Source organism: Limnohabitans sp. TS-CS-82 (assembly GCF_002943475.1).
Window position 1 is genome coordinate 91,773 of sequence record NZ_PTQX01000011.1, and the last position, 13,046, is coordinate 104,818.

Below are 13,046 nucleotides of genomic sequence, written 5' to 3' on the forward strand. Positions count from 1 at the left end.
ACGGCATGAAGCATGGCACGTAAACCGAGCAGCACCCCCAACCGCAGCTACCAAGTGGCCGACCAGATCCAGCGCGATCTGGCCGAGTTGATCGCGCGTGAGTTGAAAGACCCACGCGTGGGCATGGTCACGCTGCAAGGCGTGGAAGTCACACCCGATTACGCCCATGCCAAAGTGCATTTCAGCGTGCTGAATGGCGATCCTGTGAAAACAGGCGAGGGCTTGAACCAAGCCGCAGGTTTCCTGCGCAACGGCTTGTTCAAGCGCTTGCACATTCACACCGTGCCCACCTTGCACTTTGTGTACGACCGTACGCCTGAGCGAGCCTCGGACATGAACGCCTTGATTGCCAAGGCAGTCGCCTCCAAAGCCAAGGACGACTGAGCATGAACGCGCCCCGTACCAGGGTGCAGCGTCGCCCTGTACACGGGGTGTTGCTGCTTGACAAACCCTATGGACTCTCCAGCAACGACGCCTTGCAAAAGGCGAAGTGGTTGCTGCGCGCCGAAAAAGCGGGCCATACCGGTACGTTAGATCCTTTGGCCACGGGCGTCTTGCCTTTGTGCTTTGGTGCAGCCACCAAGTTCAGTCAGTTGCATTTGGATGCAGACAAGTCTTACGAAGCCATTGCGGTGTTGGGCATTCAAACCAGCACCGGCGACCTCGAAGGCGAAGTCGTTCTTGAAAAGTCTGTGGATTTCACGCCTGAGCAATTGCGCGCTGTGCAAGCCCAATTCACAGGACCGATCAGCCAAGTACCGCCCATGTACAGCGCCTTGAAAAAGGACGGCAAAGCTTTATATGACTATGCTCGCGCGGGCATTGAGGTGGAACGCGAAGCGCGTCAGGTCACGATTCAGGCTTTGCACATAGAAGAGATCGAACCTGAGAATGGCCGTCGCCGTTTGAAGATCGAGGTCACTTGCAGCAAGGGCACTTACATCCGTACTTTGGGCGAAGACATTGCCATCGCCTTGGGCACCTGTGCGCATTTGAGCGCCTTGCGCCGCACGGTGACCGGTCCTTTTGTGGCCAGTCAATGCATCACTGTGGCTGAATTAGAAGCCCTCACCGAACAAGCGCGCGAAACGCGCCTGTTGCCCGTCGATGCGTTGCTCGACGGACATACCCCTGTCACCCTTGCCCCTGAAGATGCGGGCAGGTTTTTAAGCGGTGTGCGCCGCCGTGGCTCTTGGCCCGACAGTGCGCACATCGCTGTGTACGGCCAGACGCCGCACGCCCTGTTGGGCACTGCGCACGTCACGGCTGGTGAACTGATTCCCGGGCGCTTGTTGAGCCCGATCGAAATTCAATCAATATTGGAGTGTCAAGCATGAGTAAACAAATCCGTAACATCGCCATCATCGCCCACGTTGACCATGGCAAAACCACCATGGTTGACCAGCTGCTGCGTCAATCTGGCACCTTTGCCGATCACGAAAAAGTGGTCGACACCGTGATGGACAACAACGCCATCGAACGCGAGCGCGGCATCACCATTCTTGCCAAGAACTGCGCCGTGAGCTGGGAAGGTACCCACATCAACATCGTTGACACCCCAGGTCACGCGGACTTCGGCGGCGAAGTTGAACGCGCTTTGTCCATGGTAGACGGTGTGGTGTTGTTGATCGACGCGCAAGAAGGCCCTATGCCTCAAACGCGTTTCGTGACCAAGAAGGCTTTGGCCTTGGGTCTGCGCCCCATTTTGGTGGTGAACAAAGTGGACAAGCCCGGTGCACGTCCTGACTTCGTGGTCAACGCCGCCTTCGACTTGTTTGACAAGCTCGGTGCCACCGACGAACAACTCGATTTCCCCGTGGTCTACGCTTCGGGCATCAACGGCTGGACGTCTTTGGAAGAAGGCACCCCTGGCGAGCAGTGGGGCCCCGACATGTCGGCCCTGTTCAACACCGTGTTGAAGCACGTTCCTGCACAAAAGGGTGACCCTGCTGCACCTTTGCAATTGCAAATTTCTGCGCTCGACTTCTCGACCTTCGTCGGTCGTATCGGCGTGGGCCGTATCAGCCAAGGCACGATCAAGCCACAAATGGACGTGGTCGTCATGGAAGGCCCAGACGGCAAAGCCATCAAAGGCCGTGTCAACCAAGTGCTCAAGTTCCAAGGTTTGGACCGCGTGCAAGTGACCGAAGCCGGTCCTGGCGACATCGTGTTGATCAACGGTATTGCTGACCTGAACATCGGCGTGACCGTGACAGACGTCGCCAACCCTGCACCTTTGGCCATGTTGAAGGTGGATGAGCCCACGCTGACCATGAACTTCTGCGTGAACACCAGCCCCTTGGCTGGCCGTGAAGGCAAGTTCGTCACCAGCCGTCAAATCTGGGACCGCCTGCAAAAAGAACTGCAACACAACGTGGCCTTGCGCGTCAAAGAGACCGACGAAGAAGGTATCTTCGAAGTCATGGGTCGCGGCGAATTGCACTTGACCATTTTGTTGGAAAACATGCGCCGCGAAGGCTACGAGTTGGCTGTGTCTAAGCCACGCGTGGTGTTCCGCGACATCGACGGTGTGCGTCACGAGCCTATCGAGATGGTGACTGCTGACATCGAAGAAACCCATCAAGGCGGCGTCATGCAAGCCTTGGGCGAGCGCAAAGGCGAACTCGTGAACATGGAGCCAGATGGCCGTGGTCGCGTTCGTTTGGAATACCGCATTCCTGCGCGTGGTTTGATTGGTTTCACCAACGAGTTCTTGAACTTGACACGTGGTTCCGGTTTGATCTCCAACATCTTTGACAGCTACGAGCCACACAAAGGTGACATCGGCGGCCGTAAGAACGGTGTGTTGATCTCCATGGACGACGGTGAAATCTTCACCTACGCCTTGGGCAAGTTGGACGACCGCGGCCGTATGTTCGTCAAGGCGAACGACCCCGTGTACGAAGGCATGATTGTGGGTATCCACAGCCGTGACAACGACTTGGTGGTCAACGCCACTCGTACCAAGCAGCTCACCAACTTCCGCGTGTCTGGCAAAGAAGACGCGATCAAGATCACGCCCCCGATTGACCTGACTCTGGAATACGGCGTCGAGTTCATTGAGGACGACGAGTTGGTCGAAATCACACCTAAGAGCGTGCGTCTGCGCAAGCGCTTCTTGACCGAAAGCGAACGCAAGCGCAACAAGTAAGCGCCTTCAACAAGCGCGAGAAACTGATGCGTTGGACGCATGCCCGTGCAGTGTGGACCATGGTGGGGGTCACCGCCCTGTGGTCGATTGCGGGCATCGTCACACGCCAGCTAGAAAGTGCCCAAAGTTTTGAGGTCACGTTCTGGCGGAGCTTGTTCACCGTGGTTTCTCTGCTGGTGATCTTGCCCCTCTATCAAGGCCGAGAGTTTTTCTCTCGGCTTTTTTACGCCCCGCGCGTGTTGTGGTTGAGTGGGGTCTGCTGGGCGGTGATGTTCACGGCCTTCATGGTCGCGCTCACGTTGGCTCCGGTGGCCGAAGTTTTGATCACCATGGCGGTGGGGCCGTTGCTGTCGGCCTTGGTGGCTCGTGTTTTCTTTGGCCAGCGCATTTCCCCCCACACTTGGTGGTCCATTGCTTTGGCCGGTGTTGGCATGGCGTGGATGTTCGCGCTGCCATCCACGGCTGCCACCGCGTCGGCTGCACCTTGGGGAACTTGGGTCGCTTTACTGGTCCCCACGGCCGCCGCTGTGAATTGGAGCGTGGTGCAACATGCGCAAACACGGGGTGAATCGGTGGACATGGTGCCTGCGGTCTTGGTTGGCGCTGTCTTGTCTGCTTTGTGCACCTTGCCTTTGGCATGGCCGCTGCAAGCCAGCGCACCCGATGTGGCATGGTTGGCCTTGTTAGGCTTGGTGCAATTGGCCGTGCCGTGTGTCCTCGTGGTGGTGTGCGCACGCGTCCTACCTGCCCCCGAAATTTCATTGCTGGCGTTGCTGGAAGTGCTGTTCGGTATTGCTTTGGCATGGCTGGGTGCGAATGAAGTCCCCAGCACGCAAGTGCTCAGTGGCGGAACCTTGGTCTTGTTGGCTTTGCTGTTCAACGCCTGGTGGGCCCAACGATTAACAACAGGAGATAGAAACACATGAACCGCTATACCGAAGACGTGCAACACAGCTGTGTGGGTCACGTAGGCTTGATCACCTTGAACCGTCCCAAGGCTTTGAATGCCTTGTCGTTGGCCATGGTGCGTGAGTTGACCCATGTGTTGCAGACCTGGCAAAACGACCCGCAAGTTTGGGCCGTTGCCATTCGCGGCAGCAACAAAGAGGGGCCTTTTGGTGCCTTTTGTGCAGGCGGTGACATTCGTTACTTTCACCAAGCTGCGTTGTCTGGTGATGCGAGCTTGGAAGACTTTTTCACCGAGGAATACAACCTCAACCATCTGATTCACAACTACCCCAAACCCTACATCGCCTTCATGGATGGCATCGTCATGGGCGGCGGTATGGGCATCAGCCAAGGGGGCGCGTTACGCATCGTGACGGAACGCACGCAAATGGCTATGCCTGAAACACACATCGGCTTGTTTCCCGATGTGGGCGGGGGCTACTTTTTAAGCCGCTGTGCCGATGCGATGGGCGAGTATTTGGCCTTGACTGGTCAGGTGCTGCGCGGCGGCGAAGCCGTGACCGTGGGGTTGGCTGATGTGCGCGCACCGTCCGCTGAGTTGCCTGCTTTGTGGCAAGCCCTGTCTGAAAAAAGCTGGCCTGACGCCAATGCCATGGTGGCTTGGCTGCGCACGCAAACGCAGGCCACCACACAAGCCGCACTAACCCAGCCACCTGCTTGGCAAGCGCCCGCACTCAATGCGGTGTTTTCGCTGCACACCGTCCGTGACATGGTGCAGGCCTTGCAAGCGCAAATTCAAGAAGCGCAAGCCAAAGCAAAAGGCGACGAGGAGGGCGGCACTTGGGCCAGCCAGACTTTGGAGGCCTTGCGCCACCGTTCGCCGTTGATGCTGCACGTCACCTTAGAGCTGGTGCGTCGTGGTCGAAGCTTGACCTTGGCTGAAGACTTGCGTTTGGAGCGTGACTTGGTGCGTCATTGTTTCAATACGGACCATTTGGCCCGTCGTGGCGTGAGCAGCGAAACCGTGGAAGGCATCCGCGCTTTGGCTGTTGACAAAGACCGTCAACCGAAGTGGCAGCCTAGCCGCATCGAAGATGTCACGCCCGAGATGGTGTTGCCATTTTTTGAAAGTCCTTGGCCCAGCAGCGCACACCCTTTGCGCCATTTGAGCTAAACCTTCGTGGTCAAAACTCGGCGGTTTGTGCTGCGAAGTGCTCACCGTGGGCCAAGCGATGGCCCATGTTGCCTTGCTTAACGCGTCAGCGAATGCAGCGGAATGTCTTTGCTTGCGGCCAAGCGGTCGAGTTGTTGACGCGTTTGGGTGAGGAAGAAAGCAGCCAAGGCTTCGTGCGTGACCTTTTTGTGCATCTGCTTGGCGGCGTCTGCACCTAGGCCTGCCGCTTCACACAAACGAGCGGCAAAGTGTGGCTCTAAAGCAGCCACGGCCACGCGACCATTTTTGCAAGGGTAGACCTTGTAGCCTGCATGTGCGCCGCCCACATCGCCTTGCGGCGTGGTCAGGCCCCATGTGCGCGGCAGCGCCAAGTAGGCGGCCGCATCGCTGAGTGCGATCTCTTGAAACACGCCTTTGCCATGGCCGCGTCCTGGGCGCTGACGCAGCAACAAGGCTTGCAACACGGCTTCGGTCGTGAGCAATGAGCCGCCCATGTCGGCATACAAGGTGGCCGGCAAATCGAGACCTGTCACCAAGTGGTTCTCGGCCAAATACGTCAAATCATGACCAGGCTCTTCGGCACGTTCGCCGGGACAACCCACGACGCTGATCAGACACAAGCCTGGGTAGAGGCGGTGCAAATCCGCCCAATGAAGCCCTAGTTTTTTCAGGGCAGAAGGTCGAAACGAGGTGATCAGCACATCGGTTTGTGCCAATTGTTTGTGCAGCGCTCCTTGGCCTAGTTCGGTTTTCAAGTCCGCCTGAACCACCTTCACGCCTTGGTGCATCACGGCGTAGGCCTCGGGCTTGTAGAGGCCCATGGGGTCCGAGGTGCTGCCTTTGCCTGCCAGCGACAACGGTTCGAGTTTGGTGCATTTGGCGCCCATGGCTTGCAGTCGCATGACGGCAGCGGGGCCAGGCAGATTCAGGGCGAGTGTGAGAACGCGCACCCCTTTCAAGGGGGCGGCTTTGAGGAGCGATGTGGCAGCAGTCATGCCACCATTATCAACGGGCTGTGATGAATGCTCGCCTAGGTTACATGCGCAAGTTGAGAGACATACTGCAGCTCATTCCCCAAAGTTCAGGGGCAGGCCCACGTAGTTTTCGGCCAAAGCGCGTGACGCGGACTCGCTGTGGATGAGGTAGTCCAACTCGGCTTCTTGGATTTTTTGACCAAACCCAGCAGTTTCTGGGAACTGGTGCATGAGTGAGGTGAACCACCACGAAAAGCGCTCGGCGCGCCAAATGCGGCGCAAGCAGCGTTGTGAATAGTGGTCGATGCCAGCTTGGCTCTTCTCAGCGTAGTACTCGGTGATGGCATCGCCCAAATACTTCACGTCGGTGGCTGCCAAGTTCAGGCCTTTGGCGCCCGTGGGCGGGACGATGTGTGCGGCGTCGCCAGCCAAAAACATGCGACCAAAGCGCATAGGTTCGGCCACGAAGCTGCGCAAGGGGGCAATACTTTTTTCGATGGAGGGGCCTGTGACCAAAGATTCGCGGGCTTCAGGGTCGAGGTGGTCTTTGAGGTCGGCCCAGAAACGTTCGTCAGACCACGCTTCCACTTTGTCAGTCAGCGGCACTTGCACGTAGTAGCGGCTGCGTGTGGGGCTGCGCATGGAACACAAGGCAAAGCCACGGTCGGTGTTGGCGTAAATCAATTCATGCGAGACGGGGGGCACATCGGCCAACACACCCAACCAACCGAAGGGGTAGACCTTTTCGTATTCTTGGATCGAGCCTTCCGGCACGCTGGCACGGCACACACCGTGAAAGCCATCGCAGCCCGCGATGAAGTCGCATTGCAGCGTGTGGGTTTGGCCGTCCTTGGTGTACGTGACAGAAGGGTTGGCGCTGTCAAAGTCGTGCACTTGCACGTTGTCGGCTTCGTAAACGGTGGTGAGGCCTTTGGCGGCACGGTCGTCCATCAGATCGCGTGTGACTTCGGTTTGGCCATAGACCACCACGTTTTTACCGCCGGTGAGTTGGTGCATATCGATGCGGTGGCGTTTGCCTGCAAACAGCAACTCAAAGCCACCGTGCACCAAGCCTTCTTTGTGCAAGCGTTGGTTGACGCCGACTTCGTTCAGCAAGTCCACGGTGACCTGTTCCAGCACGCCCGCGCGAATACGGCCCAGCACATAGTCGCCACTTTGACGCTCCACAATGATGTTGTCGATGCCTGCTTTGTGGAGCAAAGCACCGAGCAAAAGTCCTGAGGGGCCCGCGCCAATGATGGCTACTTGTGTACGCATGAGTGTCTCCTGATTGATATGAGCAAAGCATAGGTTTGATCTGCATCCACTGCGCGGGTGTGGTGTGAACCTTGTGCGATCATCGGCATGAATGTGCGATGATCGCGCAAAGCGTGGAGGCCTGTATGGCGATTGCAAAAGCAGATTTAATCGAGGGCATGGTCAAAGGCATGGCGGTCCTTGAAAGTTTTGACACCGAGCGCCAGCGACTTAATGCCACCTTGGCGGCTCAGCGTGCGGGCATCACCCGCGCTGCGGCGCGTCGGCATTTGCTCACCCTCAGTCACTTGGGTTATTTGGAAACCGACGGTAGCTACTTTTGGTTGGCCTCGAAGGTGATGCGGTTTTCAGGCAGCTACTTGGCGTCATCGCGTTTGCCGCGCGTGGTGCAGCCCACCTTGAACCGTTTGGCGGTGCAATCGGTGCACTCTTTTTCTGCGGTGGTGTTGGACGATGAAGAGGTGGTCATCGTGGCGCGCAGCGATGTGGCGCGTGTCATGGCTTACGGTTTGCATTTGGGGGCGCGCTTGCCTGCGCACGCCACATCCACAGGGCGTGTGCTGCTGGCGGCTCAAACCAAGACGGCGTTGAATGCGTGGTTGAAAGGGCGTGAGTTACCGCGTTTCACGGGGCATACCGTGACGGACGCCAAGGTCTTACGCGCTCGCATTGCGCAAGCGCAAACCGATGATTTCGTCATCAGTTGCGAAGAGCACGAGTTGGGGGTGAGCGCCATGTCTGTGCCTTTGCGTAATGCACAAGGCAAAACCGTGGCGGCTTTGAATGTGGTGCTGTCTGCGGCCGAAATGACCGTGCCACAAATTCAGCAGCGTTTTTTACCGCTGTTGCAAGGCGCCGCACAAGAGCTGCGGGCCTTGCTTTGAGGCGTGAGGGGCAATGCAGGTTGATGAACGCCTGTCCTTGTATCGACTGTATCGACGCCCCTCCGTTCAAGCGCGTAACTTGAAACGCTGAATCTTGCCTGTCGCGGTTTTGGGCAACTCGGTGACGAACTCAATCCAGCGCGGATATTTGTAGGGCGCCAATTGCGCTTTCACATGTTGCTTCAAATCTTCAGCGCTGACGTTCTCGCCCGCTATGAGCACCACATAGGCTTTGGGTTTGATGAGTTCATCGACATCGGCCACGCCCACCACCGCAGCTTCCAAGATGCTGGGGTGCGTCATCAGCGAGGCTTCGACCTCAAAGGGTGAGACGTAAATACCGCCAACTTTGAGCATGTCGTCGCTGCGCCCACCGTAGGTGTAGTAGCCGTCGGCATCGCGGATGTATTTGTCGCCACTGCGGGTCCATTCACCGGCAAAGGTGGCTTTGGTTTTCTCGCGGTTGTTCCAGTACATCAGCGCGGCACTGGGGCCGTTGATTTGTAATTCACCCAACTCGTCATCGCCGCAGATTCGGCCATCGTCGCCGACGATACGCAGCTCATAACCCGGCACAGCTTTGCCTGTGGTGCCGTAGCGCACTTCACCAGGTCGGTTGCTCAAAAAGATGTGCAGCATTTCTGTGGAGCCGATGCCATCCAAAATTTCGCAGCCGTATTCAGCGTTCCACTTCTTTCCGATTTCTGCGGGCAAGGCTTCGCCTGCGCTGGTGCACACGCGCAGATTGAGGTCTGACTTTTTGGGGCGCTTCGGGTCTGCCATCAGCGAGGCATACAAAGTGGGGACGCCATAAAAAATGGTGGGCTGGTGTTTTTCAAGAATGGCGAACACATCCGTGGGCGTGGGGCGTGCTGGCAGCAGCACCGTGGTCGCGCCCGCATAGAGCGGAAAAGTCAAGGCATTGCCCAAACCATAAGCAAAGAACAGCTTGGCGGCGGAATACACCACGTCGCTTTCTTGAATCCCCAGCACGCCGCGGCCATACAACTCGGCGGTCTGCATCATGTGGCTGTGCAAATGCACGGTGCCTTTGGGCGAACCGGTGGAGCCGCTGGAATAGAGCCAAAAACACATGTCGTCGGCGCAGGTGGCCTCACATGTCATCTCAGGCGACGCGTTGGCCAGCAGTGTGTCGAGCGACGCATGCGGATGCGTATCGGTTCCACCTGCCACGATCACGGTTTTCAAGTCGGGCAATTGGCCGATCAATGTTTGAAAGGCTGGCAGCAGGGCGCTGGAGACCACCAAGCCGCGTGCGCGGGAGTCGCGCAGCATGTAATCAAAATCTTTGGTGGTCAGCAGTGTGTTGGTGGCGACCGGCACGACGCCTGCCAGCATGCAACCCAAAAACACCACCGGCCACTGCGGCGTGTCGAGCATGCACAGCATCAAACGACTTTCAGGCTCGAACCCTTGTGCGCGCAGCACATTGGCAAAGCGGTACGCTTGCGTGTTGAGTTGACCAAAGGTCAGCGTACGGCCTGATATGGCGTCGATGAACGCCACTTTGTCTGCACGCCGCGTGTTGCGTTCTAGCAAAGCTTGGGCGGCGTTGTACTGGCGTGGAATGTTGATGATCGGTTGCATTGCGTCTCCTGCATTAAATTGCAACTCTACAGACTTTCGGCAATATATTGCATCATGGTTTCCCCGCGCTTATTTCAGGTTACAATAATCGTCATCGGGGCGTAGCGCAGTCTGGTAGCGCATCTGGTTTGGGACCAGAGGGTCGTAGGTTCGAATCCTATCGCCCCGACCATTTCATGAAAAGGCTCCCTTTTGGGAGCCTTTTTTCATGTCTGCCCGTAGCTCAGTTGGATAGAGCAACAACCTTCTAAGTTGTGGGTCACTGGTTCGATCCCAGTCGGGCAGGCCAAGGTTCAATGGGCTAATTCGGCCTAATTTTAGAAAGCACCCATGTCTGAACTGATCCAAAAGCTCCAATGGCGTTATGCCGCTAAAAAACTCGACGCTGCCAAACCGGTGTCCGAAGACAAAGTGGCCCTGATTTTGGAAGCCGCACGCTTGGCTCCCACATCCAGTGGTCTGCAACCCTTCGAGATCGTCGTGGTGAAGAACAAAGCGGTGCTCGAACAAATCAAGCCTAAGGCGTTTGGCCAACAACAGGTGACCGATTGTTCGCACCTCTTGGTGTTTGCGGCTTGGGACAACTACACCGCCGAGCGCATCAACCACATGTTTGATTTGACCAACGCAGAGCGCGGCGGCACCAACGAAGGCTGGGAAAACTACCGCAACATGTTGTTGACCAATTACCCCGCGCGTGATGCCGAGGTGAATTTCCAGCATGCGGCCCGCCAAGCCTACATCGGTTTGGCTGCCGCCATGATGTCTGCCGCGTTTGAGGGCGTCGATTGCACCCCCATGGAAGGCTTTGAGCCTGCCGCTGTGGATGAGATTTTGGGCTTGCGTGCCCGTGGTTTGCGCAGCGTGGTGATTTTGCCGTTGGGCTACCGCGAAGCCGACAAAGACTGGTTGGTGAACTTGAAAAAAGTGCGTCGTCCCAACGCTGAGTTCATCACTGAAGTGAACTGATCCACCCGCGAGATCCAGCGTTTCGGCGCTGACTTGAACAAGCCCGCTCAGACGATTCGTTTCAGCGGGCTTGTTTCGTTTCAGTCTGCGCTGGCACTCCAGCGATCATTCCATGCATGCTCAATTTGGCGGCGATCGCGTTTGGTGGGGCGCCCGTGTTCAATGCTGTGTGCGGGCTCACGTGCCAGTCGGTTTTGTTCGGCTTCGCGCGTGCGCTTGGCCAGACTTTCGGGCGTTTCTTCGTAGAGCAATTGCGCCGCAGGAGCAGGGCCGCGCACGGCACTGATACCTTTGACCGTGACTGTTTTTTCGATCTGACCTTGGCGAATACAAACCGTGTTACCCACCTTCACTTCGCGTGAAGGCTTGGCATCTTGCCCGTTGATCTGAACGCGGTTTTTACTCACCTCATCGCTGGCGAGGCTGCGTGTTTTGTAAAACCGAGCCGCCCAAAGCCATTTGTCGATGCGAAGGCTGTCCATGTCAGTTGAACAGCCAATCAGGATTCACAGCCACGTAACAGCTTTTTTCACCCAAAAGTTGCCCTTGGGGTGACACGCAAAACGACGCTCTGCGGTACTTTCGTTCATCAGTTAACACGTAAGAGCGGTAGACGTCTTTGCTTTTTTTACCGGTTTTGTCTTTGGGGAACAGCATCACGAGTCGGGTTGATCCGCATTCACCCTGCTTGATGCACTCTTTAGCGGCCAATTCGTCAACATAAAACTCAATGTAAATGGCACCAGGCAACTTGGTATTGGCTTTGGCCACTTTGACCATGCAGGGTGTGTCTTGCGCACGCGGCAGCCCCATGCGGTCTGCAAAGGTATTGATTTCATCCAACACGGTGTCGCGGTATTTGTCAGAGATGGTTTTGCGGCACAAAAAGTAATCAGCGTAGGCGTTGCTTTGCACGGCTTTGGTCAAGGGGCGATGTGTGATATCGAGCTTGATGACTTCGGGGTCATAAACGGCACTGAGGATGGGGCTTGGTGGTTTGGCTTTGCCATGCGCATCACCGTGTCCATCGCCACTTTTTTTAGCGTCCTTTTTGTCGTCTTTTTTCTTTTCTTCTTTTTTAGGCGCGTCGTGGCCGTCATCTTTCTTTTCTACTTTTTTCTCACCATGGGCATCGGGTTTTCCGTGCTCATCTTTGGGCGCAGCTTTGGGTTCTTTGGCAGGCTCCCAAGATTTAGGTTTGGGCTCCTCTTCGTTAGGCCGGAGCGCGCGTTTGTAGACATAGCCGCTGCGACCGGTTTCACCTTCTTCATCGGCGTATTTGAATTTTTTTTCCTCAATCTCAGGCACAACAGATTTTTTGGGTTCGTTGGCCCAAACGGGCGTGAGCCAAGCTCCCCATGCGCCAAGCAACAGGATGAGCAGGTGTAGAAAAGATAAACGGGTGGTGGGCTTCATGACAAACGCGAACTTGAGTCTTAAGAAGATCGACACCGCTGGCGAGGGCTTTAGCGTGCCCGTCAAAATAATCAAGGTACCGTGTAGCAGGTGGTATCGCTGTGTAGCTTACCTTTGTCGGTTACACAGTGCTGTGCGATCAGCTTACGTGACATGTCTGACAAAAAGTAGGAGCGGTAAAGCACCAAGTCCTTGGGAATCAAGCTGACGCTACGAAAGACGGGGCACTGCTCGCTGCGGATGCAAGCCGACAAACGTTGCAGATTGGTGTAGAGATGAATGCTGATGCGCCCAGGCGTCAAGCTTTTGGTGGTGCCAATGCTCACGACACAAGCGTCGCCTTTGACAAAGGGAAGCTCAGACAGCTCGGCGAAGTAGTTCATCTCTGCCACGACCAACTCACGGAACCAAGGTGCCACGATGCCGTCACAGTCGAAATACTCAAGCTTGGTGGTGTGTGCAATGGGCTCGGTCATGGGGCGATTTTTGGGCGCCAACAACAGCATGGGCTCGTTGCCTGACTGAGGGGGTCTGGCCAAAATCGCGCGGGGTGCCAATGTTTCCGAAGGCTTGCCTTGTGCGAACGCACTGGTGCCGAGCACACACAGCAGGCAAAGAGAGAGGCAAAACTTCTGAAACATGGATTTGAAATACATCGGTTGCAACATGGATAACTTTATCAG

Annotated in this window: 13 protein-coding genes and 2 tRNA genes; 9 read left to right on the forward strand and 6 right to left on the reverse strand. The window is 56.5% G+C overall.

What is annotated here, in order from left to right:
• Positions 1 to 12 precede the first annotated feature (12 nt).
• From rbfA to C5F52_RS19825, 5 genes are read left to right on the forward strand one after another with little or no spacing between them, the layout of a single operon-like run.
• Positions 13 to 384: a 30S ribosome-binding factor RbfA gene (rbfA, locus tag C5F52_RS19805; protein ID WP_104800083.1), complete on the forward strand. Its 372-nt coding sequence runs from the start codon at positions 13 to 15 to the stop codon at positions 382 to 384.
• Between the two features lie 2 nt (positions 385 to 386).
• The gene (gene truB, locus C5F52_RS19810) at positions 387 to 1,337 is read left to right on the forward strand and encodes a tRNA pseudouridine(55) synthase TruB (protein WP_104800084.1); all 951 of its coding nucleotides are present in this window, start codon (positions 387 to 389) and stop codon (positions 1,335 to 1,337) included.
• On the forward strand, positions 1,334 to 3,151 hold the full coding sequence (gene typA, locus C5F52_RS19815) for a translational GTPase TypA (protein WP_104800085.1): 1,818 nt from the start codon (positions 1,334 to 1,336) through the stop codon (positions 3,149 to 3,151). Before truB ends, typA begins: the two co-directional genes overlap by 4 nt.
• A gap of 26 nt (positions 3,152 to 3,177) precedes the next feature.
• Positions 3,178 to 4,077 carry a DMT family transporter gene (locus tag C5F52_RS19820; protein ID WP_104800086.1) on the forward strand — a complete coding sequence of 300 codons (900 nt, stop codon included), beginning with the start codon at positions 3,178 to 3,180 and terminating at the stop codon, positions 4,075 to 4,077.
• Entirely contained in the window at positions 4,074 to 5,234 is a 1,161-nt protein-coding gene (locus tag C5F52_RS19825) for an enoyl-CoA hydratase/isomerase family protein (RefSeq protein WP_104800087.1), read from the forward strand. The genes C5F52_RS19820 and C5F52_RS19825 overlap by 4 nt, the downstream gene beginning before the upstream one ends.
• A 77-nt stretch (positions 5,235 to 5,311) precedes the next feature.
• On the opposite strand, the gene C5F52_RS19830 is transcribed toward C5F52_RS19825, so the two are convergent.
• Together C5F52_RS19830 and pobA are read right to left on the reverse strand one after the other, a co-directional pair.
• Positions 5,312 to 6,229 carry a CoA transferase gene (locus tag C5F52_RS19830; RefSeq protein WP_104800088.1) on the reverse strand — a complete coding sequence of 306 codons (918 nt, stop codon included), beginning with the start codon at positions 6,227 to 6,229 and terminating at the stop codon, positions 5,312 to 5,314.
• Positions 6,230 to 6,301: 72 nt separating this feature from the next.
• Positions 6,302 to 7,486: a 4-hydroxybenzoate 3-monooxygenase gene (pobA, locus tag C5F52_RS19835; protein ID WP_104800089.1), complete on the reverse strand. Its 1,185-nt coding sequence runs from the start codon at positions 7,484 to 7,486 to the stop codon at positions 6,302 to 6,304.
• A gap of 125 nt (positions 7,487 to 7,611) precedes the next feature.
• Here pobA and C5F52_RS19840 point away from each other — a divergent pair, with 125 nt between their 5' ends.
• Positions 7,612 to 8,370, forward strand: a complete 759-nt coding sequence (locus C5F52_RS19840) for an IclR family transcriptional regulator C-terminal domain-containing protein (protein ID WP_104800189.1) — start codon at positions 7,612 to 7,614, stop codon at positions 8,368 to 8,370.
• Between the two features lie 66 nt (positions 8,371 to 8,436).
• Here the strand turns inward: C5F52_RS19840 and C5F52_RS19845 are convergent, their stop codons facing one another.
• The gene (locus C5F52_RS19845; RefSeq protein ID WP_104800090.1) at positions 8,437 to 9,978 is read right to left on the reverse strand and encodes a benzoate-CoA ligase family protein; all 1,542 of its coding nucleotides are present in this window, start codon (positions 9,976 to 9,978) and stop codon (positions 8,437 to 8,439) included.
• Positions 9,979 to 10,073: 95 nt separating this feature from the next.
• Between C5F52_RS19845 and C5F52_RS19850 the strand changes: the two genes are divergently transcribed.
• The 3 genes from C5F52_RS19850 to C5F52_RS19860 all read left to right on the forward strand — a co-directional run bounded on the left by C5F52_RS19850 (position 10,074) and on the right by C5F52_RS19860 (position 10,947).
• Positions 10,074 to 10,150: transfer RNA gene (locus C5F52_RS19850), tRNA-Pro, on the forward strand.
• Positions 10,151 to 10,190: 40 nt separating this feature from the next.
• A tRNA-Arg gene (locus C5F52_RS19855) sits at positions 10,191 to 10,267 on the forward strand.
• A gap of 41 nt (positions 10,268 to 10,308) precedes the next feature.
• On the forward strand, positions 10,309 to 10,947 hold the full coding sequence (locus C5F52_RS19860) for an NAD(P)H-dependent oxidoreductase (RefSeq protein WP_104800091.1): 639 nt from the start codon (positions 10,309 to 10,311) through the stop codon (positions 10,945 to 10,947).
• A gap of 80 nt (positions 10,948 to 11,027) precedes the next feature.
• On the opposite strand, the gene C5F52_RS19865 is transcribed toward C5F52_RS19860, so the two are convergent.
• The 3 genes from C5F52_RS19865 to C5F52_RS19875 all read right to left on the reverse strand — a co-directional run bounded on the left by C5F52_RS19865 (position 11,028) and on the right by C5F52_RS19875 (position 13,031).
• On the reverse strand, positions 11,028 to 11,429 hold the full coding sequence (locus C5F52_RS19865; RefSeq protein WP_104800092.1) for an RNA-binding S4 domain-containing protein: 402 nt from the start codon (positions 11,427 to 11,429) through the stop codon (positions 11,028 to 11,030).
• Between the two features lies 1 nt (position 11,430).
• Positions 11,431 to 12,363: a hypothetical protein gene (locus tag C5F52_RS19870; protein WP_104800093.1), complete on the reverse strand. Its 933-nt coding sequence runs from the start codon at positions 12,361 to 12,363 to the stop codon at positions 11,431 to 11,433.
• A 71-nt stretch (positions 12,364 to 12,434) separates the two neighbouring features.
• Entirely contained in the window at positions 12,435 to 13,031 is a 597-nt protein-coding gene (locus C5F52_RS19875) for a hypothetical protein (RefSeq protein WP_104800094.1), read from the reverse strand.
• Between the last annotated feature and the right edge of the window lie 15 nt (positions 13,032 to 13,046).